Annotated in this window: 26 protein-coding genes; 10 read left to right on the top strand and 16 right to left on the bottom strand. The window is 63.1% G+C overall.

The genetic code is table 11. The features are described 5' to 3' along the window. Nucleotides 1-66: 66 nt before the first annotated feature. The 6 genes from hisF to CHR90_RS12470 form a co-directional block, all read right to left on the bottom strand. The gene (gene hisF / locus CHR90_RS12495) at nucleotides 67-840 is read right to left on the bottom strand and encodes an imidazole glycerol phosphate synthase subunit HisF (protein ID WP_094409354.1); all 774 of its coding nucleotides are present in this window, start codon (nucleotides 838-840) and stop codon (nucleotides 67-69) included. A gap of 11 nt (nucleotides 841-851) precedes the next feature. After that, a complete protein-coding gene (hisA, locus tag CHR90_RS12490; protein WP_094409353.1) occupies nucleotides 852-1,577 on the bottom strand; it encodes a 1-(5-phosphoribosyl)-5-[(5-phosphoribosylamino)methylideneamino]imidazole-4-carboxamide isomerase in 726 nt (241 codons plus the stop codon). Next, complete coding sequence (locus CHR90_RS12485; RefSeq protein WP_094409790.1) at nucleotides 1,574-2,131, bottom strand: GNAT family N-acetyltransferase; 558 nt, start codon at nucleotides 2,129-2,131, stop codon at nucleotides 1,574-1,576. Before CHR90_RS12485 ends, hisA begins: the two co-directional genes overlap by 4 nt. A gap of 32 nt (nucleotides 2,132-2,163) precedes the next feature. Beyond that, nucleotides 2,164-2,811: an imidazole glycerol phosphate synthase subunit HisH gene (hisH, locus tag CHR90_RS12480; RefSeq protein WP_094409352.1), complete on the bottom strand. Its 648-nt coding sequence runs from the start codon at nucleotides 2,809-2,811 to the stop codon at nucleotides 2,164-2,166. Then, complete coding sequence (gene hisB, locus CHR90_RS12475) at nucleotides 2,811-3,410, bottom strand: imidazoleglycerol-phosphate dehydratase HisB (RefSeq protein WP_094409351.1); 600 nt, start codon at nucleotides 3,408-3,410, stop codon at nucleotides 2,811-2,813. Before hisB ends, hisH begins: the two co-directional genes overlap by 1 nt. A gap of 104 nt (nucleotides 3,411-3,514) precedes the next feature. Continuing rightward, on the bottom strand, nucleotides 3,515-5,752 hold the full coding sequence (locus CHR90_RS12470; protein WP_094409350.1) for a methyl-accepting chemotaxis protein: 2,238 nt from the start codon (nucleotides 5,750-5,752) through the stop codon (nucleotides 3,515-3,517). 409 nt (nucleotides 5,753-6,161) lie between these two features. Between CHR90_RS12470 and dnaK the strand changes: the two genes are divergently transcribed. The 3 genes from dnaK to rph all read left to right on the top strand — a co-directional run bounded on the left by dnaK (nucleotide 6,162) and on the right by rph (nucleotide 10,105). Continuing rightward, nucleotides 6,162-8,090 carry a molecular chaperone DnaK gene (gene dnaK / locus CHR90_RS12465; protein WP_094409349.1) on the top strand — a complete coding sequence of 643 codons (1,929 nt, stop codon included), beginning with the start codon at nucleotides 6,162-6,164 and terminating at the stop codon, nucleotides 8,088-8,090. 106 nt (nucleotides 8,091-8,196) lie between these two features. Continuing rightward, nucleotides 8,197-9,354 carry a molecular chaperone DnaJ gene (dnaJ, locus tag CHR90_RS12460; protein WP_094409348.1) on the top strand — a complete coding sequence of 386 codons (1,158 nt, stop codon included), beginning with the start codon at nucleotides 8,197-8,199 and terminating at the stop codon, nucleotides 9,352-9,354. A 19-nt stretch (nucleotides 9,355-9,373) separates the two neighbouring features. Beyond that, entirely contained in the window at nucleotides 9,374-10,105 is a 732-nt protein-coding gene (rph, locus tag CHR90_RS12455) for a ribonuclease PH (RefSeq protein ID WP_094409347.1), read from the top strand. 3 nt (nucleotides 10,106-10,108) lie between these two features. On the opposite strand, the gene CHR90_RS12450 is transcribed toward rph, so the two are convergent. The 5 genes from CHR90_RS12450 to CHR90_RS12430 are packed head-to-tail and all read right to left on the bottom strand — an operon-like array spanning nucleotide 10,109 to nucleotide 13,442. Continuing rightward, entirely contained in the window at nucleotides 10,109-11,086 is a 978-nt protein-coding gene (locus tag CHR90_RS12450) for a calcium-binding protein (RefSeq protein ID WP_094409346.1), read from the bottom strand. Between the two features lie 33 nt (nucleotides 11,087-11,119). Beyond that, nucleotides 11,120-12,091, bottom strand: a complete 972-nt coding sequence (locus CHR90_RS12445) for a serine hydrolase domain-containing protein (protein WP_094409345.1) — start codon at nucleotides 12,089-12,091, stop codon at nucleotides 11,120-11,122. Between the two features lie 24 nt (nucleotides 12,092-12,115). Further along, nucleotides 12,116-12,628 carry a hypothetical protein gene (locus CHR90_RS12440; RefSeq protein WP_094409344.1) on the bottom strand — a complete coding sequence of 171 codons (513 nt, stop codon included), beginning with the start codon at nucleotides 12,626-12,628 and terminating at the stop codon, nucleotides 12,116-12,118. A 38-nt stretch (nucleotides 12,629-12,666) separates the two neighbouring features. After that, nucleotides 12,667-12,909, bottom strand: a complete 243-nt coding sequence (locus CHR90_RS12435; RefSeq protein ID WP_094409343.1) for a helix-turn-helix domain-containing protein — start codon at nucleotides 12,907-12,909, stop codon at nucleotides 12,667-12,669. Next, on the bottom strand, nucleotides 12,909-13,442 hold the full coding sequence (locus tag CHR90_RS12430) for a DUF2975 domain-containing protein (RefSeq protein WP_170941397.1): 534 nt from the start codon (nucleotides 13,440-13,442) through the stop codon (nucleotides 12,909-12,911). The genes CHR90_RS12435 and CHR90_RS12430 overlap by 1 nt, the downstream gene beginning before the upstream one ends. 218 nt (nucleotides 13,443-13,660) lie before the next feature. Between CHR90_RS12430 and phbB the strand changes: the two genes are divergently transcribed. After that, nucleotides 13,661-14,386 carry an acetoacetyl-CoA reductase gene (gene phbB, locus CHR90_RS12425; protein ID WP_094409342.1) on the top strand — a complete coding sequence of 242 codons (726 nt, stop codon included), beginning with the start codon at nucleotides 13,661-13,663 and terminating at the stop codon, nucleotides 14,384-14,386. Nucleotides 14,387-14,469: 83 nt separating this feature from the next. Then, nucleotides 14,470-15,369 (top strand): aromatic amino acid exporter YddG, encoded by a 900-nt coding sequence (yddG, locus tag CHR90_RS12420; protein ID WP_094409341.1) that lies wholly within the window; start codon nucleotides 14,470-14,472, stop codon nucleotides 15,367-15,369. 99 nt (nucleotides 15,370-15,468) lie between these two features. Here the strand turns inward: yddG and CHR90_RS12415 are convergent, their stop codons facing one another. Both CHR90_RS12415 and CHR90_RS12410 read right to left on the bottom strand, forming a co-directional pair. Continuing rightward, entirely contained in the window at nucleotides 15,469-16,059 is a 591-nt protein-coding gene (locus CHR90_RS12415) for a gamma-glutamylcyclotransferase (protein ID WP_094409340.1), read from the bottom strand. Between the two features lie 15 nt (nucleotides 16,060-16,074). Continuing rightward, nucleotides 16,075-16,974 (bottom strand): DMT family transporter, encoded by a 900-nt coding sequence (locus CHR90_RS12410; protein ID WP_094409339.1) that lies wholly within the window; start codon nucleotides 16,972-16,974, stop codon nucleotides 16,075-16,077. 207 nt (nucleotides 16,975-17,181) lie between these two features. Between CHR90_RS12410 and CHR90_RS12405 the strand changes: the two genes are divergently transcribed. The 4 genes from CHR90_RS12405 to CHR90_RS12390 all read left to right on the top strand — a co-directional run bounded on the left by CHR90_RS12405 (nucleotide 17,182) and on the right by CHR90_RS12390 (nucleotide 19,591). After that, nucleotides 17,182-18,237 carry a DUF2125 domain-containing protein gene (locus tag CHR90_RS12405; protein ID WP_170941396.1) on the top strand — a complete coding sequence of 352 codons (1,056 nt, stop codon included), beginning with the start codon at nucleotides 17,182-17,184 and terminating at the stop codon, nucleotides 18,235-18,237. 123 nt (nucleotides 18,238-18,360) lie between these two features. Continuing rightward, nucleotides 18,361-18,987 (top strand): hypothetical protein, encoded by a 627-nt coding sequence (locus CHR90_RS12400; RefSeq protein ID WP_141210950.1) that lies wholly within the window; start codon nucleotides 18,361-18,363, stop codon nucleotides 18,985-18,987. A 7-nt stretch (nucleotides 18,988-18,994) separates the two neighbouring features. Beyond that, a complete protein-coding gene (locus CHR90_RS12395; protein WP_094409336.1) occupies nucleotides 18,995-19,192 on the top strand; it encodes a type II toxin-antitoxin system HicA family toxin in 198 nt (65 codons plus the stop codon). Nucleotides 19,193-19,195: 3 nt separating this feature from the next. Then, complete coding sequence (locus tag CHR90_RS12390; RefSeq protein ID WP_094409335.1) at nucleotides 19,196-19,591, top strand: type II toxin-antitoxin system HicB family antitoxin; 396 nt, start codon at nucleotides 19,196-19,198, stop codon at nucleotides 19,589-19,591. Here CHR90_RS12390 and CHR90_RS12385 read toward each other — a convergent pair. Beyond that, nucleotides 19,588-20,364: an AraC family transcriptional regulator gene (locus tag CHR90_RS12385; RefSeq protein WP_094409334.1), complete on the bottom strand. Its 777-nt coding sequence runs from the start codon at nucleotides 20,362-20,364 to the stop codon at nucleotides 19,588-19,590. The two genes, CHR90_RS12390 and CHR90_RS12385, sit on opposite strands and share 4 nt — an antisense overlap. A 94-nt stretch (nucleotides 20,365-20,458) precedes the next feature. On the opposite strand from CHR90_RS12385, the gene CHR90_RS12380 reads away from it, so the two are divergent. After that, nucleotides 20,459-21,664: an MFS transporter gene (locus CHR90_RS12380; RefSeq protein ID WP_094409333.1), complete on the top strand. Its 1,206-nt coding sequence runs from the start codon at nucleotides 20,459-20,461 to the stop codon at nucleotides 21,662-21,664. 1 nt (nucleotide 21,665) lies between these two features. Here the strand turns inward: CHR90_RS12380 and CHR90_RS12375 are convergent, their stop codons facing one another. Both CHR90_RS12375 and CHR90_RS12370 read right to left on the bottom strand, forming a co-directional pair. After that, nucleotides 21,666-22,778: a DUF418 domain-containing protein gene (locus tag CHR90_RS12375; protein ID WP_170941395.1), complete on the bottom strand. Its 1,113-nt coding sequence runs from the start codon at nucleotides 22,776-22,778 to the stop codon at nucleotides 21,666-21,668. Further along, nucleotides 22,775-23,380: a helix-turn-helix domain-containing protein gene (locus tag CHR90_RS12370; RefSeq protein ID WP_170941394.1), complete on the bottom strand. Its 606-nt coding sequence runs from the start codon at nucleotides 23,378-23,380 to the stop codon at nucleotides 22,775-22,777. The genes CHR90_RS12375 and CHR90_RS12370 overlap by 4 nt, the downstream gene beginning before the upstream one ends. Between the last annotated feature and the right edge of the window lie 83 nt (nucleotides 23,381-23,463).

The following is a 23,463-nucleotide window of genomic DNA, read 5'->3' as shown; positions in this document are numbered from 1 at the left end:
GACATATGTGAGCAGAGACTACACATTTTCGCTCTGCTTAAAGTCTAGGCAGCGTAGTTAATCATCTTAGGATTGCACGGCCAGCGGGCGCATCGGAAGCCCGGCGGCGGCCATATGGGCTTTCGCTTGCCCAATGGTGAAAGTGCCGAAATGAAAAATCGATGCCGCCAGCACAGCCGCCGCATGCCCGTCGCGCACGCCATCGACAAGATGATCGAGCGTCCCAACGCCGCCCGAAGCGATCACCGGCACCGGCACCGCATCGGCCACAGCGCGCGTTAGCGCCAGATCGAAACCGCTTTTGGTGCCGTCGCGGTCCATCGAGGTCAGCAGCAGTTCGCCCGCCCCATACTCCGCCATGCGCTGTGCCCAAGAAATCGCCTCCAGCCCGGTCGGATTGCGTCCGCCGTGGGTGAAGATTTCCCAGCGCCCCGGCGCAACCTGCTTCGCGTCCACCGCCACGACGATGCACTGGCTGCCGAATTTCTCCGCCGCTTCGCGCACGAACTCCGGGCGATGAATGGCGGCGGTATTGATGGAGACTTTATCGGCACCGGCCAGAAGCAGCTTGCGGATATCCTCGACCGCGCGCACGCCGCCGCCGACGGTCAGCGGCATAAAACATTCCGCCGCCGTGCGGGCCACCACGTCCAGGATCGTCGCGCGATTGTCGGAAGACGCGGTGATATCAAGGAACGTCAGCTCGTCGGCGCCCGCCGCATCATAGAAGCGCGCCTGTTCGACCGGATCGCCCGCATCGACGAGATCGACGAAGTTGACGCCTTTGACGACGCGCCCGTCCTTCACGTCAAGGCAGGGGATAAGGCGGATTTTCAGCATCAACGATCCCCTTACGCGGCCAGAAGCGCCAGGGCTTCGGCAAGGTCGATGCGCCCATCATAGAGCGCCCGCCCGGTGATCACCCCGGCAAGCCCCGGCGCATTGGCCGCTTTCAGCGCCTTAAGATCGTCAATCGACCCGACCCCGCCGGACGCGATGACCGGAATGCACACCGCTTCCGATAGGGCGACGGTTGCTTCGACATTGACGCCGCTGAGCGTGCCATCGCGGTCGATATCGGTGTAGATAATCGCGGCAACGCCCGCATCTTCGAACAGGCGGGCGAGATCCACGGCTTGCAGTTCCGAGGTTTCGGCCCAGCCTTCGACGGCGACAAACCCTTTGCGCGCGTCAATCCCGACCGCGACCTGACCGGGGAACAGGCGGCAGGCATCTTTCACCAACGCCGGATTGCGGACAGCGGCGGTGCCCAGAATGACGCGGCGTACCCCGGCACTCAGCCAACCTTCGATAGTGGCGATATCGCGGATGCCGCCGCCCAACTGCACCGGCAGCGCAGTTGCCGCCAGGATCGCTTCCACGGCGCTGCGATTGGCGGGGCGCCCGGCAAAAGCGCCGTCGAGATCGACCACATGGATCCACTGGCACCCGGCTTTGGCGAACTGCCCGGCCTGATCGCCGGGGTCCGTATTGAAGACGGTAGCCTGCGCCATATCGCCCTTTACCAGACGAACGCAGGCGCCTTCCTTCAAATCAATCGCGGGAAACAGGATCATGCGGGGTCACTCAGCAGCTTGGTAAAATAATGACCGGCGATCATCGTGCCATCGACGACCGCATAATGCGGATGGGTCGCCCAACGGTGATAACCGAGGGATTCGTAGAGTTTAATCGCGTTCACCTGGGTTTCGCGGATGTCGAGATTGATCACCTTGAACCCCGCCTCCCGCGCGGCGGCTTCGATCGCCAGCACAATCGCGCGCGCCATGCCGCGCCCGCGCGCCCAGGGGGCAACGAAGAGACCGGTGAGGGTCGCGATATGGGCCTGGGCTTCATTATTGCGGGGCGGGCGCTGTAGTTGCGCGGCGCCACCAATGGTTCCATCCAGCCGACCGACGAACAAGGTGCGTTCCGGCACCAGCACGACACCGCCCCAATACCGCTCAAACACCTCGCGGCGCGGCGCCGTCAGCCAGCCGAACCCGCCGCCATCGTCAATCGCAGCCGCGGCGGCGTCGCAGAGATCGTGCAGATCGGTGCCGGTGAAGGCTTCCAGTTTTTCGGCAGTGATCACCCCGGTGGCGGGGGGCTTGGGCACGCTCTGGTCCATCGCAGTATCCTCCGGCACGGGGCGCGGGTGGGTCAGGGCCGCCAGGTTAGAAAATTACCGAGCAACCGCAACCCGGCGCTTTGGCTCTTTTCGGCATGGAATTGGGTGCCCACCATCGTCTCGCGCCCGATGATCGCAACAACCGGGCCACCATACTCGGCCTCGGCCAGCACGTCGGCAGGCGCAATATCGGTAATATGGTAGGAGTGAACGAAATAAACATGCTCCTCCGCCCCCAAACCGGCGAGCACCGGATGCTGGGGCTGGGTGAGGCGTAGGTTGTTCCACCCCATATGCGGGATCTTCAGGGCGGGATCGGTCGGCGTCAGCCGTTGGCAGGTGCCGGGGATCCAATCCAGCCCGGCGTGATTGCCGTGCTCGATGCCGCGTGTCACCATCAACTGCATGCCGACGCAGATGCCGAAGAAGGGTTTCGCCTTCACGCGCACCGCCTCGGTCAAGGCCTCCAGCAACCCAGGCACCGCCAGCAGCCCCCGGCGGCAATCCCCGAAGGCGCCCTGGCCCGGCAGCACCAGCCGGTCGGCCTTGGCGACCGCTTCGGCGTCACCCGTAACGATGACCTTGGCGGACAGGCCGATATCGCGCGCTGCCCGTTCTAAGGCTTTCGCGGCCGAGGTGAGATTGCCCGATCCGTAGTCAATGACCGCTATGGTTTCCATCACAGCGACCCACCCAGCACCCCTTTGGTGGAGGGGATCGCGGCGGCGGCGCGCGGGTCGATTTCCATCGACTGACGCAGGGCGCGGGCCAGTGCCTTGTAGCAGCTTTCGACGATGTGATGGTTATTCTCGCCGTAGAGGTTTTCCACATGCAGGGTCAGCCCGGCAGCCTGGGCGAAGGCCTGGAACCATTCCTTGAACAGTTCGGTATCCATCTCGCCCAGCTTGTCGCGGGTGAAAGCGACCTTCCAGATCAGATAGGGCCGGTTGGAGGCATCGAGCGCCACGCGAGTCAGCGTTTCATCCATCGGGATCAGGGCCGACCCATAGCGGGTGATGCCCTTGCGGTCGCCCAAGGCTTTGCTAACGGCTTCGCCGATAGCGATGCCCGAGTCTTCGGTGGTGTGGTGAAAGTCGATATGCAGATCGCCTTCGGCCCGCACATAGAGGTCCATCAGACTATGGCGGGAGAGCTGCTCCAGCATGTGATCGAGAAAACCGATCCCGGTTTTCACGTCATAAACCCCCGTGCCGTCGAGGTTCACCCGAACTTCGATGCTGGTTTCTTTCGTGCTGCGCCGAACTTCCCCGTGCCGCATGGACCTGATTAACCCCCGGGCCTAAATAGCGTTACGTTCTTGTAACAGGCGTCGGGGGTGGGGGAAAGACCAGGGACGCCCCCCGCCCGCAAGGCACCCTTGCGTTACTCGGCCGCAGCGGAGATCAGGACCGGTTGAGCGGGGGCATCGTCGCTATCGTTGGCGGGCGGCGCCAGTTCCACCGCATCGCCATCGGCGGTATCGCGCAACTGGCGCACGAAGCCTTCAATGGTTTCGAGAAGATCGGTCGATTCTTCGTTCAGCTTGCCCGCAATCGCCAGCACGTGCACCGCCGCATCCCCCGTATCAATGGCCGCCTGGGTGACGCCCCCGATGGAGCCGGAGACCGTATTCGTCGAGGCCGCCGCCGATTGGATGGAGGAGGCAATGTCGGAGGTCGCGCGGTCCTGCTGGTCAATCGCGCCCGCGATCTCGCCATTAATCTGATCGAGCCGCCGAATGATCGTTGCGATCCCGGCCATGCCATCGACGGCCTGTTTGGTGGTCGCCTGAATCATTTGCACTTGCGCGGCAATATCGCCCGTCGCCTGAGCTGTCTGGGTCGCGAGTTGCTTCACCTCGCCCGCCACAACGGCAAAGCCTTTCCCGGCTTCCCCCGCCCGGGCGGCTTCGATGGTCGCATTCAGTGCCAACAAATTCGTCTGCCCGGCGATCCCGTTAATAAGATCGACGACTTGGCCGATGCGCTGGGCGGCTTCGGACAGGGTGCGCATCGTATCGGTGATCACATCGGCATTCTGCACCGCATCGCCGGCAACCCGCCCGGCTTCCTGTACCTGACCGGTGATATTGGTAATGGAGCGGCTGAGTTGATCGGCGGCGCTGGCGACATTCTGTACAAATTCGGCCGCATGCTGGGCAGCATCGGACACATGGCCCGATTGGCGGCTGGTCTCTTCCGCCGTGCGCGTCATGCCGAGCGCGGTCGATTCCATATCATCGGCCAAGCCCGACACTTCCTGGACGACGTGATTGACGCTCGTCTCAAGGCTCTGCGCCAGTTCGTTCAGCGTCCGGCGTTTGACTTCGGCGGCGCGTTCTTCCAACGCCTCTTGCTCGCGGGCCAGCCGGTCATTGTCGATGGCCTGCTGTTTGAACACGTCGAAGGCGGTCGCCATCTTGCCGATTTCATCGCTGCGCTTGCGACCCGGAATTGTGACATTCAGATCGCCCGACGCGAGCCGGTTCATCGCTTGGGTGATCGCGCTGAGCGGGCGGGCGATACCACGCGCAGTGATAATGCCAAGCCCTGCCAGAATAGCCAGCAGCGCCGTCCCGGTCAGTAGAAGCGTGGTGCGCAAGCTCTCGATATCGGCAAACACTTCTGCGGCGTCAATTTCCCCGATCAGCGCCCAGCGGATGCCAAAAACATCGACGGGCCGATAGGAGGAAATCACCTCGGTCTTCCGATAATTTTCGATTTCATGCACGCCATTGCGGCCTTCCAGCGCCGCTTTGACCGAGTCACTTTCCACATGGGTGGACAGGATCGCATCCGCGCCCGAAAAGCGCGAGACGGAGCGCATCATCAAGTCGGAACCGACGAGGTAGGTTTCACCGGTCTGGCCCATCCCCTCGGTTCGACCCAGCACGCGGTTCATGCCATCGACAGGCAATTGCACGGCCAGAACCCCCGAAAACGCGCCATCCGGCTGGAAAACCGCCGTGCCGAGGAAGCTCGTTGGCTTATCGCCGTTCGGCTTATACGGGGCGAAATCGGCCATCACGATTTTGCCCGCTTCGGGATTATCGCGAATGGCCTTCACCAGCTTCGCCAGATGGGTTTCCTTGAATGGCCCCGCCCGGAAGCTGGTGGCGAAATCATCGTTCTTGGCGACCGTGTAAATCAGATTGGCGCTGGCATCGAATAGCATCAGATCGCCATAGCCCGATTCCTGGCGCACGCTGCGCAGCCACGGATGATGCTGGATATGAGCCGGGCTATAGAAATTGCCGGTTTTCGCGTCATCCAGCTTCGAGCGATCTTCTTTATCGGGATTATTGGTGATGAAGGCGGCTTGTAGCGCCTCGGTACGCTCAAAGCCGAAGCTTTGCCACCCAATCGTCAGGTCGTTCACCGCGCCGCGCACGGCCGGGCTGGTCGCCAGCACGCGCAGATTGGTGGCCACACCTTCGAAATAGGCCGACACCGCCGACCGGCGGGTTTCCAGCAAAGAATCCAGCTTGTTTTCAGTGGCGGTGCGCAGTTGCTGCTCGGCGGTCACGAAGGAAACGACGCCGGTTACGATACCCGCCACCAAAGCCGCACCAACAATCAACACGGGCAGTTTCAGAGAAATGGACAACTCAGGCAAACGCATAGCCTCGCCCCCGGCGCAGTAGAACCAACGGCGCACTGAAAAATTATCTATCCGGGCACCCTAATTTACCTGTGTTACTGCACGGTGACAGGTTTGTGACTGCGGCAGGACTCATCGGCAGCCAGCTATGCGAATAGCTCATGCCCGAGTGTGTAGGCTGCAACGGTTTCATGCCCGTTCTGCGTAAAAAACCATATGGGGATTGATGATTTCGCCGTTGCAGCCGGGCGCGCCCCGCCCTACATACAGCGTCGACAGGATCGAACGGCCACGGCGAATGCTGGGGGCGATGGTTCGATCAAGACCACGGGGACCGAAGGCGGTGCCGTGGCGAGGCAGAGACGAGCCTTAGGGCCCGCCGCTCCCTCCAGGGCCGCCGAAGCGTCTGCTAGACAGAAGGAAGAGTTTGATGAGCAAAGTTATCGGGATCGACCTGGGCACGACCAACTCCTGCATTGCCATTATGGATGGCAAGTCGGCCCGGGTTGTCGAGAATGCCGAAGGCGCGCGCACGACGCCGTCGATGGTTGCTTTCGCCGACAATGGCGACCGACTGGTCGGTCAGGCCGCGAAGCGCCAGGCAGTAACGAACCCGGAAAACACCCTGTTCGCCGTAAAGCGCCTGCTGGGCCGCCGCTTCGACGATAAGCTGGTGCAGAAAGAAGTCGGCCTCGTCCCCTATAAGATCATCAGCGGCGACAATGGCGACGCTTGGGTCGAAAGCCGCTCCAAGAAGTATGCGCCGTCGCAGATCAGCGCGTTCATTCTGCAAAAGATGAAGGAAACGGCGGAAGCCTTCCTGGGCGAAACCGTAACGCAAGCCGTGATCACCGTTCCGGCTTACTTCAACGACGCGCAGCGCCAGGCGACCCGCGACGCGGGCAAGATCGCGGGGCTTGAAGTCCTGCGCATCATCAACGAACCGACCGCCGCCGCGCTCGCCTACGGGCTTGAGAAGAAGGGCAGCGGGACCATCGCCGTCTACGATCTGGGCGGCGGCACCTTCGACGTGTCCGTGCTGGAAATCGGCGATGGCGTGTTCGAAGTGAAGTCCACCAACGGCGATACGTTCCTGGGCGGTGAAGACTTCGATAAACGCATCATCGATTACTTGGCCGACGAGTTCAAAAAGGAACAAGGCATCGACCTGCGCTCCGATAAGCTGGCGCTGCAACGCCTGAAGGAAGCGGCGGAAAAGGCTAAGATCGAACTGTCGTCGGCGACGCAGACCGAAGTGAACCTGCCGTTCATCACGGCGGACGCCTCGGGTCCGAAGCATCTCAACGTCAAGCTAACCCGCGCTAAGCTGGAAGCCCTAGTCGATGATCTGATCGAACGCACCGTCGAGCCTTGCAAGGCGGCGCTGAAGGATGCCGGTCTGACCGCGTCCGATATCGATGAAGTGATCCTGGTCGGCGGGATGACCCGCATGCCGAAGATCATCGAAACGGTGAAGCGTTTCTTCGGCAAGGAACCGCATCGCGGCGTGAACCCGGATGAAGTGGTGGCCGTCGGCGCTGCCATCCAGGGCGGCGTGCTGAAGGGCGAAGTGAAGGACGTTCTGCTGCTCGACGTGACCCCGCTGTCGCTGGGCATCGAAACCCTGGGCGGCGTCTTCACTCGCCTGATCGATCGCAACACGACGATCCCGACCCGCAAGAGCCAGACTTTCTCGACCGCCGACGACAATCAGACGGCCGTGACCATCCGCGTTGCCCAGGGCGAGCGCGAAATGGCGGCGGATAATAAGATGCTGGGCCAATTCGATCTGGTCGGCATTCCGCCCGCCCCGCGCGGCATTCCGCAGATCGAAGTGACCTTCGATATCGACGCCAACGGTATCGTCAATGTCTCGGCCAAGGATAAGGCAACGGGTAAGGAACAGCAGATCCGCATCCAGGCCTCCGGCGGGCTGTCGGACTCCGAGATCGAAAAGATGGTCAAGGATGCCGAAGCCAATGCCGCCGAAGACAAGCGGAAGAAGGAAGTGGCCGAAGCGCGCAATAGCGCCGACAGCCTGATCCATTCGACCGAAAAGAGCTTGGCCGAACATGGCGATAAGGTCTCTGGGGCCGAAAAATCGGCGATCGAAGAAGAAGTGAAGGCGCTGAAGGCGGTGCTCGATAGCGGCGATGCTGCGTCGATCAAGGCGAAGACCGAAGCCCTGGCAAAAGCCTCGATGAAGCTCGGCGAAGCCATCTACAAGGCCCAGGAAACCGAAAATCCGGGGTCGGGCGCTGGGGCTTCCGCTGGCAAGGCCGACGAAGCGGGCGATAGCACCGTGGTTGATGCCGACTTCGAAGAAGTCGATGACCGTAAGAAGGGCCGCTCCGCCTAAGGCGGGCCCTCTTCTCGCTCCCGTGCCGGTCGGCAGTCTCCCTTCCTGGGGGCTGCCGACCGTGCCGTCTTAAGCCGACACCCGTCTGAGGGACAGCGACCGCAGCATGGCCAAGCAGGATTATTACGAGCTGCTCGGTGTCTCGCGCACAGCCAGCGCCGACGACCTGAAAAAAGCCTATCGCAAGCTCGCGATGCAGTATCACCCGGACCGCAATCCGGGCGATGCGGCGGCTGAACTGAAGTTCAAAGAAATTTCCGAAGCCTATGACGTGCTGCGCGACGATGATAAGCGCGCGGCCTACGACCGCTTTGGCCATGCCGCCTTCGAAGGCGGTGGGCGCGGTGGGGCCGGGGGCGCGGGGGGCGGCTTCGACTTCAACTTTGCCTCGGGCTTTGCCGATATTTTCGATGAAGTCTTCGGCGAGTTCATGGGCGGCGGTCGCCGGGGCGGCGGCGCCACCAGCGGGCGCGGGTCCGACCTGCGCTATAATCTCGAAATCAGCCTTGAGGATGCGTTCGCCGGGACCACGGCGAAAATCCAAGTGGCGTCCAGCATCGTCTGCGAGGCCTGCGACGGTTCGGGGGCCGAGGCTGGATCGAAGCCCGTGAGCTGCCCAACCTGCTCCGGCATGGGCAAAGTCCGGGCACAGCAGGGCTTTTTCACTATCGAACGCCCCTGCCCGACCTGTGGCGGGGCAGGCCGGGTGATCGAAAAACCCTGCAAGGTTTGCGCGGGCGCGGGCCGGACACGGCAGGAAAAGACCCTCTCCGTCACCATCCCGGCGGGGGTTGAGGATGGCACGCGCATCCGCCTGACCGGCGAAGGCGAGGCGGGGGTACGCGGCGCCCCGGCGGGCGATCTCTATATTTTCCTGTCGATCCGACCGCATCGGATTTTCCAGCGCGACGGCGCCAATATCTTCTACCGCGTGCCGATCCCGATGACGACGGCGGCGCTGGGGGGCCAGATCGAAGTGCCGTCCATCGACGGGTCGCGCGTCAAGATCGTTATCCCGGCGGGCACGCAGACGGGCCATCAGTTCCGCCTGCGCGGCAAGGGCATGTCGGTCCTGCGCTCCAACCAGCGCGGCGATATGTATGTGGAAACTTCCGTGGAAACGCCGGTCAATCTAACCCCACGCCAGCAGGAATTGCTGCGCGAGTTCGATACCGCCGGGGAAGCCGACCAGACGCATCCGCAGTCGTCGGGCTTTTTCCAGCGCGTGAAGGAATTTTTCGCCGGGTCCACCCCCAGCGAGTAAGGTTTAGGGAGTAGAGACGATGACCACCGCTTTCCGCCGCCCCTCGGGCCGCGCTGCCGATCAGTTGCGCGCCGTTAGCCTGGAGCCGGGTTTTGCCAAATATGCGGAAGGCTCCTGCCTGGTCCGGTTCGGCGATACGCATGTTCTGTGTACGGCTTCGGTCGATGAAAAGGTGCCGCCCTTCCTGCGCAATACCGGCAAGGGTTGGGTGACGGCGGAATATGGCATGCTGCCGCGCTCGACCCATACCCGTACCGACCGCGAAGCCGCCAAGGGCAAGCAAAGCGGCCGCACGCAGGAAATCCAGCGCCTGATCGGGCGGGCCCTGCGCGCCGTCACCGATCTGACTGCCCTCGGCGAACGGCAGATCAAGATCGACTGCGACGTGCTGCAAGCCGACGGCGGCACCCGCACCGCGTCGATCACCGGCGCTTATGTCGCTCTGCATCTCGCCCTGCGCAAGCTGGTGGACGGTAAGGCAATTGCTGCCCTGCCGCTGAAAGCGGAAGTCGCGGCGATTTCCTGCGGTCTTTACAATGGCGTGCCGGTGCTGGACCTCGATTATGCCGAAGATTCGAACGCCCAGGCCGATGCGAACTTCGTGCTGACCGGGCGCGGCGGCTTGGTCGAAATCCAGGGCACGGCGGAGCAAGACCCGTTCAGCGAAGAACAATTCAGTGAACTACTGCGCCTTGCCAAACTCGGCATCGGGCAGTTGGTCTCGCTGCAGCGCAAAGCGGTGATGGGCTAAGCCCTAAGGCATTGCCCAAAAAGCGATGCCTTCATCGTGGAAATCCTTCTGGCCGACCAGCAGCGCCTGCTTCTCGGCCAGCGAGTCCGTATAAAAATGGGTGCCGGTCTTGCTGTGAAACAGCCGATAGACCGGCTCCTGCGAGCCAAGATCGGCGCCATAGGCTTTGAACGCCACGCCTTCATCGACATAGCCGTTTTTTTTGTTCGCCAGCAGCCCCGCCCGTTCTTGGGCCGAAGCGGTGTAGAAATGCCGCCCGGATTCCTTGTGGAACAGCCGGTAGATATCGACCGTCCCGCTGTCCCCCGCCGCTGCGGCCTGAAACACCGCGCCTTCATCGACGTAGCCGCCGCCCTTGGCTTTCAGCGCGGCGATTTCTGCGGGCGAGGCGGTCCAGAAGTGTAGCCCCTGGTCCTTATAATAGAACCGATGCACGGCGGGACCGGCCGCCGCCATCAGCGTCAGCGATTGATCGGTAAAATCGATAACTTCAATCGACTGCAACCGATCAGTCCCGTCTTTGCCGCGCACCGTCCAACTGCCATCGCTATTCGCGGTCACACTATAATCGGCTCGGGCGCCGCTAAGGCTGACGTGATCGGTGCCACCACCCCCGATCAACACATCATCACCATTGCCGCCGATTAGCTTGTCGTTCCCAGCACCGCCCGTCAGCGTATCGGCGCCCGTGGTTCCGGCCAGCAGGCGTGACCCATCGCTAAAGCCGATTTGATCGGGGCGGAGGTTTTCGAGCGCCAGCGGAAGCTGCACGCGGCTGGTCCCATAGGCGAGGGTGACGCCCGCGCCAGAGGCGCTGACGCCAAGGTCGGCGGCGCTGATGCCGACCAGGGTCAGCGTATCGGCCGCGGTCAAACCGGTAACGCCGCTTTTCTGTCCGGTCAGGGCCAAATCCGCCAGGGCATTCAGGGTCAGCCCGTGGGTATCGGTCTTGCCGTCCGGCACGCGGTCGCGGTTTTCCACCGTCGAGACGATGCTGCCGGTCGCCGCTGAATATTAGGTTGCCGATTGGTTGGTCGCCTCGCCACCGGAAAACCCGTGGACCGTATCGCCCGCAAAACGGAAGCTGCTCATCCCCAGGCCAAAGGTGACCGTACCGCCGTCGAGTTTACCGATGACCGTCACCGGCTGCGTCATGCGCGCAAGGTCGGCGTCGGACAATAAAATCTTGCGGGTGAACAGCGCGTCGAGAAAGCGCGTCAGGTCGGCGGTGGTCGTGATCAAACCGCCGTCGCCGCCGATATCGACGGGCAAGCCCGTGGCATCCATCAAGCTGCCGTCGCCATTCACGACATAACCGTGGCTGCGGTCTGCCGTCAGCGGCCAACCTTGTGTCGTTGTTTGGGTCAAGCCCGCCGGTTGGAAGACGCGGGTTTGGCAGAGGGTTTCGAGCGACTGGCCGGTCACGCTTTCGGCGATGCGGCCCAGCAGTTCGAAATTGGTGTTGGAATATTTGAACGCCTCGCCGGGCTTGCTGGTCGCGGCCAGACCGCGCACCAGATCGAAAGCATCGGCGGTGCCATGAACGCGCGACGGGTCTTTCAGCGCGTCGGTGAGAAACTTCTGATTGCCGTCGGCGTCCAGCACGTCGAGATAGTCGGGAATGCCCGACCGCATCGACAGCAGGTTTTCCAAGGTTGCGGTTCCGGCATTGGCGATACCCTTGAGTTCCGCCGCGCTCAGATAGCTAGCGGCGGTTTTACTCAGATCGAGCTTCCCCTCGTGGGCCAATTGCAGCACCACGGTTGCCGTGACCATCTTCATTTGTGATCCGGCATTGAACGTATGACTGGGCAGCATTGGGCTGCCATCGGCGATATCGGACGCTCCCGCAGCCGCCGTGCTCAGCACCGGGCCGGTTAGACGACTGACCTGAATGCCCGGCGCGCCGGAGGCGGTCAGCAAATTTTGGGCGAACGACTGGGTTTCGGTCTGCGCCGTGCGCAGATCGAGGGTATAGGCCGTCATGATTAACTCTTGAAAAAGGGTGGGTTAGCGCAGTCGGTCGTAGGTATTGCGGGCGAGGCCGCTGGTCTCGTCCTCATCCTCGCCCCAAAAGAAATAGCTGGTCTCGCCGAGGCGCCAGGCATCGGAGCAGCTTTTGTAGAACCAGCCGAGGCGGATGCAGAGTTGATCGGTCTCGATGCTCCACTTGCCGTCCAAAACCTCCTTCCCCTGGTTAAGATAGACGGTCAGCGTGCCGTCCGGGCGCAGGCTATAGGTGGTGGGGTCGGCACTATCGCGGTTGCGGTAGCTGGCGGGATGGGCGGTTAGCACTTTCAGTTCCGCCTCCGTCATGCGCTGCGCGTCAGAGGGCAGGAGCGGGCGCGGCGGCGACGCGGCGCGCGCGCTTCCGACGAGGGCGAGGGTCATCAAGAGCAGCCCGGCGCCCAGGAGCATCAGCGGGCGATACTCCCGCGTCCGGGCGCGGAACGGCTGAAGGCGCGCGTTCGGTTTCAGAATAAGCGCGACCGTCTCGCCGCGACGAAGCCGTGGCAAAGGCATGGATCAAACTCCAAAACATGAAGGTCTCCGGGGGCGGCTTAGGCCCCGTCGGGTGGGTCCGCCCCGTCGTCCGGGGCATCGGGGTCGAAGGCCAGCAGATCGCCCGGCTGGCACTCAAGGGCGCGACACAGGGCGGCAAGCGTCGAAAAGCGCACCGCTTTGGCCTTGCCGGTTTTGAGGATCGACAGATTCTGTAAGGAGATGCCGACTTTCTCCGCAAGGTCGCCCAGGCGCATCTTGCGTTTCGCCAGCATCACATCGAGATGCACCAGGATCCCCATTAAATCGTCAGCCTCTGGTCCTCTGCCACGTGGACCGCTTCCCCCATAATGCGACCGAGAACGTAGAGCAAAAGGCCGAATAGCAAAAAGATAAAATCGGGTTCAGTACTCAGGTCATCAATCGGTAGCTCCCCGATAGCCCAGAGCATGAGGTGCAAGAGCACTTCGGACAATGGGTTACCAATCGACCAGAGCAGGACGAGCTTACCAATCCAGGTCAACTGCCGGGCCGCGCACGCTTCGAACACGCGCCCTGCCCGATATTCAGCCAACAGAACCCGCACCTGCCCCAGGGAATAGAACAACGCCAAAGCGGTAAGCAGCATCCCTGCGCCAACGAAGCTCTTTCCAACCCAGCTTAGAACCGGCAGTACCCCAGGCGAACATTTGTCCTGAAGGTCCGGCAATCGATGTTCCACGACCCAATAGGTGTAGCCGATCATCCAAGTCGGCCACCCCCACATGAGCAGCGTGACGACACGATGGGCATGGCCCGCGAGGCGGGTAACACTCTCGGGAGGAGAAGAACTCATAGTTAGGATACCTTGTTTCAACGACATCACGTTAGAGACGATATTCTCGTTTATCAATCTTTTTTTCATGAAAAACATGAAATGTTGTCGCGATGGCCGGTAGCCCTGCGCAGTCGGTTGCGGGTAACCGCGCTTTCCTGCCGCCGCCGCTTGTGGTTTCCTGAAAGCGACGGGTGCTACGTCAAGGCACACGGAATAATGGCAAAGGGAGACGGTCAATGGCGCGAGTGGCATTGGTAACGGGCGGCACCCGAGGGATTGGGGCGGCGATTGCAAAAACGTTGAAGGACGCAGGCTATAGCGTCGCCGTCACCTATAGCGGCAACGACGAGGCCGCGCAGAAATTCACGGCAGAAACCGGCATTCTGGCCGAAAAATGGAACGCTGCCGATTTCGAAGCCTGCAAGGCGGGCGTGGCGCGGGTCGAAGCGGCGCTCGGCCCGATCGACGTGCTGGTCAATAACGCCGGGATTACCCGCGATACGACTTTTCACCGTATGACCGAAGCGCAGTGGGATGATGTTATCACCACCAACCTAAAGTCGTGCTTCACCATGACCCGGTCGGTTTACGAGGGCATGCGGGAGCGCGGCTTCGGGCGCATCGTGCAAATCAGCTCGGTCAACGGGCAGCGCGGCCAATATGGTCAGGTGAACTATTGCGCGGCGAAGGCCGGGATGATCGGCTTCACCAAAGCCTTGGCCTTTGAAGGCGCCGCGAAGGGCATTACCGCCAACTGCGTCGCGCCGGGCTATGTCGATACCGATATGGTCGCCGCCGTGCCGGAAGACGTGCTGAAGAAGATTATCGCCACCATCCCGGTCGGTCGCCTCGGCTATGCCCAGGATATCGCCCGCACGGTGCTCTTCCTGGTGGGCGACGATGCCAGCTTCATCACCGGCGCGACCATCTCGGTCAACGGTGGTCAATATATGGTGGCGTAAGCCAGAAAAACCTGCTGAAACACCGGCAGGGCACGGGGGAAGGCGCGGCCTTCCCCCATTTCTTTTGAATGGGTGAACGGATTATGGCGGGGTCTTCGGTTGGGGCGGCAACGCTGCTCGGCAGCGTGGCGATTCTTCTCTGGGGCAGTCTCGCCGTTCTCACGACGCTCGCAGGACCGGTGCCGCCGTTTCTACTAACGGCGATCACGTTCGGATTGGCGGGGCTGGTCGGCACGCTGATCATCCTGGCGCGCGGGGCGCCGGGCCGGGCTGCCGTTACCGCCTGGGGACGGCAGAAGCCGCTGGCCTGGGCCATCGGCGTCGGCGGGTTGTTCGGCTATCATCTGTTGTTTTTCATCGCCTTGCAGACGGCCCCCGCCGTGCAGGCGAATTTGATCAACTATCTGTGGCCGCTGCTGATCGTTATCTTCTCGACCTTCCTGCCGGGCGAGCGGCTGCGCTGGTTCCATGCGGTCGGCGGTCTGCTGGGCCTTGGCGGCACGGTGCTCCTCGTCGGCGGCCCCGCGATGGAGGTGCGCGTCGAATACCTACCGGGCTATCTGGCCGCCGCTGGGGCCGCCGTCGCTTGGGGCGGATATTCGGTGCTATCCCGCCGCTTCTGTTCGACCGTGCCGACCGATTTCGTCGCGGCGCTCTGCCTGGTGACCGCTGGGCTGGCTGGTCTGTGTCATCTGCTGCTGGAAGCCCGCTTCGTTCCCAGCGGCAGCGACTGGCTGGTGATGGCCGTGATGGGCGCCGGGCCGCTGGGCGCCGCCTTCTTCTTTTGGGATATTGGCATTAAGCGCGGGCTGCTGCGGGCCTTGGGCGCCGCTTCCTACGCAACCCCACTGCTGTCCACCTGCGCGCTGTGGCTGGGCGGGCGCGCGCAGATCACGGCAGAAGTGCTGCTGGCCGCCGTGCTGATCGTTGGCGGTGCCATTCTGGCGGGCAGCGATGCGCTGCGCGGCCAGCGCGGGCGCTAAAGCAAATCCCGAGCGGGTGGAATCACCCACGACGACGTATTTTCTTATAAAACAATGGATTAGAGCGCTTATAGTGAGCTAAAGCGAACGCAAAGCGCTCTAAAACCCAATACGCGGGATGGGGGGCACAGCGGGACGGCGCACGTGCCCCCCCTCCGTCTGGAGCAACTGGCGCACGTCGGTCACCAGACGGTCCATCGAACTGTCGCGAATGCCGAGCGTCGAAAGATGCGCGGCGGTATTTTCAAGATAGGCTTGATTGCTTCCCCGCTCGCCCCGGCTGCTGGCGATCAAGCGCGCTGTCAGGTCGGCGGCGAGGCGCCCGGCATATTGCGGATGGCCGGGAACGGTCACGAAGGTTTGCGCCATCACCCGCCGCCCGTCCGCCAGCCGCGCCGGGGCCATGACCGGGCGATAGGCGTTGCTGCTCATCTCCCGCGCCCACAGATAAGCGCGCACATCGGCGGTTTTCTCGGGCGCGACGGCATAGGCGACACCGTGGCAGCTCCCGCCCCGATCTAGGCCCAGTACCAGCCCCGGCTCCTCCGGCGTGCCCCGGTAGCGGTGCGAGTAGAGGCAGAAGCGCCGGTGATAGCCGTGGATCACGGCGCGCTGCTGTTCGATATAGGGAAAGCCCGGATCCCAGATCAAAGACCCATAGGCGAAAACCCAATAAAGCTCGGTCGACATTGCGCGCTTAGCCTATCAAGCCTCGCGGGGGGCGGGAAGAGGCGCGGGCCGGGCCGGGCGGTTGACCAGCGCCACGGCGGCGGCGGTCACGGCCATGCCGAGCAGGGCCAGCGGGCCGAGATGCTCGCCAAAGAGACCCCAGGCGACAAGCGCGGTCAGCGGTGGCACGAGGTACATCAGGCTCGCGACCCCTGCGGCGGACCCGCGCTGAATGAGCGTGAAAAACAGCAGGATGGCGCCGACCGACAAGACGAGAACCAACCAGGCCAGGGCGAAGATGAACTCGCCGGTCCACTCGACGTGCATTGGCTCGAGCCACGGCACCACCAAGGCATACGCAACCGTACAAACGGCATATTGCCACGCCGCCGCGCTGCGCAAATCCCCCGGCGCCACATAGCGTTTCTGGTAGATCGTGCCAAAGGTGATGGCGAGCAGCCCCAAAAAGGCCAGCGCGATCCCCAGCGGCGGCAGCCCGGTTTGCGACGCCAGCTTTTCCCACAGCACGAGGATGACGCCGACCAGCCCAAGCGCCAGTCCCGCCCATTGGAGCGGGCGGACGGGCACCCCCAGCAACCAGCCGCTCATCGCGCCGGTCAGCAGCGGTTGCAGGCCCGCGATCAGGGCGACCAGCCCCGCCGAAACCCCGAGCGAAATCGCAATGAAGATACCGCCAAGGTAGACGCCATGCACGAGCAGGCCGGAGACCGCCAGATGCAGCGCCGCTTTCCCGCGCGGCCATGTGCTGCCCGCCGCCAGCGCCAGCCCGGCCAGCAGCACGGCGGCAATGGCAAAACGGATCCACAGGAAGGTCAAAGGATCGGCATGGGGTGTGCCGAGACGCCCGCCGATGAAGCCGGTGCTCCACAGGCAAACGAATGTCACAGCGGGCAATAATTGGGTCAAACCATTCATTCCGGCAGCCTAACACGGTCATTTCCTGCGTTAACCCGGCACGGCTGCACCGGTGCCCCGCAAAAAACGCCGAGGACGCCGAGCCTGCGTCCTTAAAACCGCTTGGCGGAAGCGGAAACCGCAGGTTAACTGGCCAAAATGCTTCCAAGGTCCGGCATCACCCCAGACCTATGGGGCGAGGATTTGGGGTTTGTCCTGCGGGGACGCATGACCTTACGACCGTTGCTGCGCCGCCCGGGTGTTATCGCCCTTGCCCTTCTCCTGCTGCTGGCGGCGGGGATGGCGCTGTTCTGGGGGATGGCGCGGGGCCGCGTGCTCGATACGCTGGCTGCCGAAGCCGATGCCTTACGCGCCCAAGGCTGGCAGATCGCCTATCGCGTCGGCGATACGGGCGGTTTTCCCTTAGCGGTCGAAACCGAACTAACCGAGGTGCAGATCCTGCGCCCCGGCCCGCGCGGCGATCTCGCCTGGCGCGGCGACCGGGTGACCTTGACCTGGAGCCCGCTGCGCCCCAACAGCACCAGCGTGGGCCTACCGCAAGACTCGACCCTGAAACTCGCCACCCCCCACGGTCCCCTGACCGGGCGGTTGCGATTGGAGGATGGGGAAATCCGCCTGACCGGTCCCCGCGCCGGTGGGCGGCTGACCGTAACGCTCGCCCAACCGCTGCTGACGCTGGAAACCCCGCATCCTATTATTCTGCGGGCCGAACGCCTCGCGCTCGATCTTCAGGATTTGGGCGCGCGCGGGCGTGATCATCTGGTCGCGACGGTCCAAGGCAGCCTGATGCTCGAGCGTTTTACGGCGCCGCAGGTCACGCCCCTCTTGGCCGAACCGCTGACGGCCTCGGTCGGGCTGACCGTGATGGGCGATGCCCCGGCTGCGGTGACCGGATCGGCCTTTGCCGACTGGCGCGACGCAGGCGGTACGGTGGAAATACGCCCTCTATCGCTCGCCCTGGGCGGCTTCGCGCTGGAGGGCGAAGGGACGCTGACGCTCGACCGTTTGATGCGACCGCTGGCGGCGGGCACGGCCAAAGTCCGCGGCTTCGTCGAGGGGATCGACCGACTGATCGCCGTTGGTCTTGTTACAGAACGGGATGGACGTCTCGCCCGGCTGCTGCTATCGGCGGTTGCAACGACCGATCCACAAACCGGCCAACCTAGCCTGTCTGTTCCGGTCACCGTGCAGGACGGATGGCTGCTGCTCGGCCCGTCCCGGCTGGTTCCCGTCCCACCGCTACCCTTGCCCGATCCGGCCTAACAGCACAACCGCGTCGACGGACTGTCAAAAATCCGTCATTCTATTGCGCTTGAGCCGCTTTCATCGCCCTGGCACTCTGGCCTCAGGCGGGTGCGGATATTTTGCCAAAGGTCGAAGGAAACTGTGATTACTCCCATCGTCACACGCCGTCGCATGCTCGTTCAGGGCGGGGGTCTTTTGCTTGCTGCTGCCACCCTTGGCAGCCTTGCAGGCTGCGCCGATCCGGCAAAGCCAATGCCCGCACCAACCCTGCCGCAGGGGCAAGTCTGGAACCTGCTGGTTGACCGGCTGGAGGTCGAGGTGGCCTATGTCGCGCCCCGCGCCGCGCCGAATATCGATCATGCTCTATCGCCGACGCCGACCCAGGCGGCAGAAGTTTGGGCGCGGCAAAAGCTGATCGCCAAGGGGGCGCAAACGCCGGGCGTCACTGCCCGCTTCATCATCCGCCGCGCTAGCATCATCGAAGTGGCCTTGGCCACCCCGGGCGGCATTCGCGGCCTCGTCGCCGACGATCCCGCCTTCCGCTACGACGCTATTTTGGAAGCCGATCTCGAAATCCGCAATGCGACCGGTTTCCGCGACCGCCAGATCGCCGTCCGTCAGGACGCGAGCCGCACGGTCAAAGAACGCGCAACCTACGACGAACGCCGCGCCGTTTGGGCGGAGCTTGTCAACGATCTCGTCGATCAGATGGGACGGAGTTTCGATCAGGCCATTCCAGCGAATTTCGGTCCCGTTCTCACCTATTGAGGATGTCATGGCAAAACTGCGTAAGCTGGTGAAAAGCCTAGAGGCGGCAGGGTGGGTCGAAGTCACCCGCCGCGATGGGTTCGGGCAATGGCGGCATGCGGGCAGCGGGCGCCGCGTGACGCTACCGCTCGGAAAGGCAACGCTGCCGCCCTCGGTGGCAGATGGTCTGCTGGTTTACTGCGGTTTGCCGACGAAGGAAGCTTAAGTCATGGCCCGTTATCCTGCGTGGTTGCACCGTCCCGCCGAACCGGGCGATGCCCTGGTTGTGAGCTTTCCCGACCTGCCCGGCTGCCTTGCCATCGGCGAGACGGAGGAAGAGGCGCTGGCTCAGGCCGAAGCGGCCTTGACCCTGCATCTCGAAGGCTTCACCCAGGATGGGATTGCCGCCCCGTCGCCGCAGGCGCTGGCCGCCCATCTCTCCAGCGCCCCGGCGCAGGCGGTCCTGATGCTCGTAACCGCCCGCCCGCCAAAGGCCCCGGCGGTGCGCGTAAATATCACCGTCGATAAAAACCTTTTGGCGGAAATCGACGCGGCGGCGGCCGATAGCGGCCATACCCGGTCGGGCTTCCTCGCCGAAGCTGCCCGGCGGATGATGCGGGCCTAACCCCCCATCAGCCCCAATTCCCGCGGCGGAAAACCGAAGCTGCGGCGGAACATCGTCGTAAAAGAAGCGGGGTTGCGGTACCCGAGGTCGAGCGCGACCGTCGTGACCGGCTCCCCGCTCACCAGCCTCGGTAAGGCGGCCAAAAGGCAGGCCTGTTGCCGCCATTCAACGAAACTCAAACCGGTTTCTTGCCGAAACAGGCGGGTAAAGGCGCGGCGGCTCATGTGCAGGGCCGCCGCCCATCCATCGATGGTTTCCTGCGAATCGGGTTCCGCCAGAAACGCTTGGCAGCGGGCGGCCAGCCCGGCATGGGCCGGGAAGGGTAAGGCCAGCGGCAAAGACGCCATGCGCGGCAGTTCGTGCAATAGCAGCGCCACCAAGGCGCCGTCGCGGCCCGCCAGGTCATAATCCAACGGAATATCCACGGCGGCCGCCAACAGATGGCGCAGCAACGGCGAAATCGCCAAGACCTGACAGGCCCCCGGCATATCGGGGATGGCGGCGGGGTCGATATAGACGCTGCGCATGCGCACCGCCCCCACCATCCGCACGCTATGGACCTCCCCCGCCGGAATCCACAGGCCGCGCTGCGGCGGCATCACCAGGGTGCCGGTCGGCGTGGTCACCATCACCACACCAGAAAACCCATAGAGCACTTGGCCGCGGGCGTGCGTATGGGGCGGAATGAGATGCCCATCCGGGTAATCGTTCCCCAGGGCAACGATTGGGCGCGGCGTGTCGATGATCGGGGTAATCGAGGTGTTTCTAACCATCCTGGCCCAATCGCGTAAGAAATCGGCCTGCCGGGAGTGGCGGGCACGGCAAGACTGGCGTAGCAGAGAGGTTCCCGCGACGGAAGGACCGAGAATGACCCAGATTTCCGCCAGCCCGCAGACGGTGCCGACGCTAATGCCGGTCTTGGCAGTCGTTAGCGTGGCGCATTTCATCAATGATGTGACGCAAGCGCTGCTGCAAGCCAGTTTCCCGGTGCTGAAAAGCGAATTTCTGCTGTCGTTTTCGCAATTGGGCCTGCTGACCTTGGTCTATCAAATGACCGCCTGTATTTTTCAGCCCGCCATCGGCTGGTTCACCGATAAAAACCCCAAGCCCTATTCGCTGCCGGTCGGGATGGGGTTTTCCTGCACGGGCATGATGATCCTCGGCCTTGCCCCCAGCTATACGGTGCTGCTAATCGGCGCCGCAGTGCTGGGGATGGGCTCGTCTATCTTTCACCCCGAAGCCTCGCGCCTCGCGCGGCTCGCGTCGGGCGGGCGGCATGGTTTTGCGCAGTCGCTGTTCCAAGTCGGCGGCAATCTTGGCTCTGCCCTCGGGCCGCTGGTCGCGGCCTTCCTGATCCTGCCTTATGGTCAGCGCCAGTTGAGCCTGCTGGCGGGCGGCGCATTCGTTGGGATCTTGCTGCTGACCGGCCTCGGGCGCTGGTATCAGCGTCATGGCGAGACCTTACGCCGCCAGCGCCGGACCGAAGCCGCCGAACGGGCACTCACCCTATCGCGCGCCCGGGTGACGGGGGCGGTGCTCGTGCTAATGGCGCTGCTGCTGTCGAAATATTTCTATACGGCGGCTTTCACCGGCTATTACAATTTCTACCTAATCGACCGCTTCGGCCTCCCCGCCCAAACGGCGCAAATCTGCCAGTTTCTGTTCTTCGCCGCCGTGGCCGCCGGCACGATGATCGGCGGGCCGGTGGGAGACCGTATCGGGCGGCGCAAGGTCATCTGGGGGTCCATCCTAGGGGTGCTGCCGTTCACCCTGGCCCTGCCCTATGCCCCCTTGGAAGTGACCATCGGCCTGAGCATCCTCATCGGCCTCGTCCTAGCTTCGGCTTTTTCTGCGATCATCGCCTATGCCCAGGATTTAATTCCGGGCCGCGTCGGCATGGTGTCGGGCCTATTCTTTGGCTTTGCCTTCGGTATCGCCGGGATCGGGGCGGCAGCCTTGGGCGTCTTGGCCGATTGGACCAGCATTACGACCGTCTTCCAGGTCTGCGCCTTCCTGCCTGCGATGGGGCTGCTGACGGTGCTGCTACCGGATATCGAGCGCGACCGGGCATAACCTATCGCCGGAACGGAAGCCATGCGCGGTAAGTCCAGCAGCGCAGCAGCCACTCGGCAGGGCCGTACCGAAAGGCGCTGAGCCACGGCCCGGCGAGCAGGATTAACCCGGTCGCCACGGCGACCGCTAAAATGAGACAGACCGCTGGACTTAGGCGGGCAAACAGATCGAAACCGTGGATCACCCCATTCACTGCGAGTGACTGGCCGAGATAGAGGCTAAGCGATACCTGCCCGGCTTTTGCCAGACGGCGATAAACCCAAGTGCCGGACAACCGCGCTAGTCCCCCCGCATAGAGGAGGGCTAAGCATGGGCCGCCAAGGGCGAGGGCTGGTAATGAAATCGGCAGGCGGTCGGCACCAAGCAAAAGCCCGGCGACGGCAATACCGTTTCCAACAACGGCACCGCCCCACACCACCGCGCCGTATCGCCGACAGAAATCTTGGACACTGGACGGGTCAGCCAGAAGATTTTTCCGCCCGGCAATGACCCCCAGAGCAAAAGCGGCGAGGGCCATCGGCCCATTGTAGAGCGGAAGAACCAGGAGGGCGACCAATCCCCAATCGGCAACGCGCTGGGTCAGAATGTCGCCCCATCCGCCCCGATACGCCGCAAGAAGGGTGGCCGCGTCTTCGGGGGTCGGTACCCCGCCGGTCTGGCTCAACCAATCAAGCACCCCAAAGGCGGGCAGGGCGAACAACCATCCCATGAAAGCGGTACGCCGCAAGACCGCCTCCGACGCAGCGCGAAGCCGCCAGACAATCGCCCCGAGAAGGGCATAGCCGGTCAGAATATCCCCCGGAAAGAGCAGACTCCCGTGGGCTATTCCGAGAATTAGCAACCCCCAGAGACGGCGCGGATAGGCGCCCGTTGGCAGCGTCCCCGCCGCTTCAGCGCGCGCTTGCAACGCCAGACCGAAGCCAAAAAGGAAGGAGAAGAGGATAAAGAATTTCGCCTCGAACGCCCCGACAGTCAGCGCGCGCGCCACGCTGTCCCAGAAGGACGCAGGCTCGGGGAATGGCAGCAACCCCCAGGCCATAAACGGCACATTGACAATGCAAATGCCGATCAAGGCAAAACCGCGCAGCGCATCGGCATAATCGCGACGGATCATCGGGCGGCGTGCTCCAACAGTGGGGTTAGGACAAAACGGACCCGCTGGCGAATGGCGGCATCGGTTAAGTCGGGCTTGGAAATACGGCATCCCAGGATACCATCGAGCACCAGCGCAATGGCTTCTGCCAGAGCATCTGCCGGGAGATGCGCGGGAAAGAGGCCGCCTGATTGCCCGCGCTCAATCGCTGCTTGCCATGCCGCCGCGACCGCCCGTTCATGGGCGGCGAGAGCCGCCGCAATCGTTGCGTCGCGGGCGGCGGAAGCCGCGATTTCGAGCGCGACGGCGGCATAGTCGGGGTCGGCAACCCCTAAGGCGGCCGCTTCGACTGCCGCTATTAGGGCGGCGGGCGTTATCGCCGCCGTCGCGAGCGGATCGAGTGATGCAAGCGCCTCTGCCTGAGCCTCGGCGATCAAGGCCGCGATGATGGCGGCCTTCGATGGGAAGTAGTGGTAGAGACGTCCAGCGCTGATCCCCGCTTCGGCACACAGGGCGGCGATAGCCGTTCCCTCGAAACCGTAGCGACGGATACACCGTTCGGCGGCCCTTAGAATGCTGGTCTGCTGGGCGGCATAAATCTCAGGGTTCCGGTAACGGGCCATTGTCTCGCCTCCTCTGGCGAGATTAATAACTAGAATGATCATTTTATCAATTAGAATTTGGAATCGCCCATGACAGGCAGCGG

Source organism: Elstera cyanobacteriorum (assembly GCF_002251735.1).
In the GTDB taxonomy this organism is placed as follows: domain Bacteria; phylum Pseudomonadota; class Alphaproteobacteria; order Elsterales; family Elsteraceae; genus Elstera; species Elstera cyanobacteriorum.
This window is presented reverse-complemented; position numbering and strand designations above follow the sequence as displayed.

Bases quoted from the DNA above. Each gene is read 5' to 3' on its own strand.
- CHR90_RS12410 (WP_094409339.1), bottom strand. From the start codon at position 16,974: ATGAATGGTTTGACCCAATTATTGCCCGCTGTGACATTCGTTTGCCTG.
- yddG (WP_094409341.1), top strand. From the start codon at position 14,470: ATGGCGGGGTCTTCGGTTGGGGCGGCAACGCTGCTCGGCAGCGTGGCG.
- CHR90_RS12380 (WP_094409333.1), top strand. From the start codon at position 20,459: ATGACCCAGATTTCCGCCAGCCCGCAGACGGTGCCGACGCTAATGCCG.
- hisH (WP_094409352.1), bottom strand. From the start codon at position 2,811: ATGGAAACCATAGCGGTCATTGACTACGGATCGGGCAATCTCACCTCG.
- CHR90_RS12440 (WP_094409344.1), bottom strand. From the start codon at position 12,628: ATGCCTTTGCCACGGCTTCGTCGCGGCGAGACGGTCGCGCTTATTCTG.
- CHR90_RS12445 (WP_094409345.1), bottom strand. From the start codon at position 12,091: ATGACGGCCTATACCCTCGATCTGCGCACGGCGCAGACCGAAACCCAG.
- CHR90_RS12370 (WP_170941394.1), bottom strand. From the start codon at position 23,380: ATGGCCCGTTACCGGAACCCTGAGATTTATGCCGCCCAGCAGACCAGC.
- hisF (WP_094409354.1), bottom strand. From the start codon at position 840: ATGCTGAAAATCCGCCTTATCCCCTGCCTTGACGTGAAGGACGGGCGC.
- rph (WP_094409347.1), top strand. From the start codon at position 9,374: ATGACCACCGCTTTCCGCCGCCCCTCGGGCCGCGCTGCCGATCAGTTG.
- CHR90_RS12375 (WP_170941395.1), bottom strand. From the start codon at position 22,778: ATGATCCGTCGCGATTATGCCGATGCGCTGCGCGGTTTTGCCTTGATC.
- CHR90_RS12395 (WP_094409336.1), top strand. From the start codon at position 18,995: ATGGCAAAACTGCGTAAGCTGGTGAAAAGCCTAGAGGCGGCAGGGTGG.
- dnaK (WP_094409349.1), top strand. From the start codon at position 6,162: ATGAGCAAAGTTATCGGGATCGACCTGGGCACGACCAACTCCTGCATT.
- dnaJ (WP_094409348.1), top strand. From the start codon at position 8,197: ATGGCCAAGCAGGATTATTACGAGCTGCTCGGTGTCTCGCGCACAGCC.
- CHR90_RS12470 (WP_094409350.1), bottom strand. From the start codon at position 5,752: ATGCGTTTGCCTGAGTTGTCCATTTCTCTGAAACTGCCCGTGTTGATT.
- CHR90_RS12435 (WP_094409343.1), bottom strand. From the start codon at position 12,909: ATGGGGATCCTGGTGCATCTCGATGTGATGCTGGCGAAACGCAAGATG.
- phbB (WP_094409342.1), top strand. From the start codon at position 13,661: ATGGCGCGAGTGGCATTGGTAACGGGCGGCACCCGAGGGATTGGGGCG.
- hisB (WP_094409351.1), bottom strand. From the start codon at position 3,410: ATGCGGCACGGGGAAGTTCGGCGCAGCACGAAAGAAACCAGCATCGAA.
- CHR90_RS12390 (WP_094409335.1), top strand. From the start codon at position 19,196: ATGGCCCGTTATCCTGCGTGGTTGCACCGTCCCGCCGAACCGGGCGAT.
- CHR90_RS12405 (WP_170941396.1), top strand. From the start codon at position 17,182: ATGACCTTACGACCGTTGCTGCGCCGCCCGGGTGTTATCGCCCTTGCC.
- CHR90_RS12385 (WP_094409334.1), bottom strand. From the start codon at position 20,364: ATGGTTAGAAACACCTCGATTACCCCGATCATCGACACGCCGCGCCCA.
- hisA (WP_094409353.1), bottom strand. From the start codon at position 1,577: ATGATCCTGTTTCCCGCGATTGATTTGAAGGAAGGCGCCTGCGTTCGT.
- CHR90_RS12430 (WP_170941397.1), bottom strand. From the start codon at position 13,442: ATGAGTTCTTCTCCTCCCGAGAGTGTTACCCGCCTCGCGGGCCATGCC.
- CHR90_RS12415 (WP_094409340.1), bottom strand. From the start codon at position 16,059: ATGTCGACCGAGCTTTATTGGGTTTTCGCCTATGGGTCTTTGATCTGG.
- CHR90_RS12485 (WP_094409790.1), bottom strand. From the start codon at position 2,131: ATGGACCAGAGCGTGCCCAAGCCCCCCGCCACCGGGGTGATCACTGCC.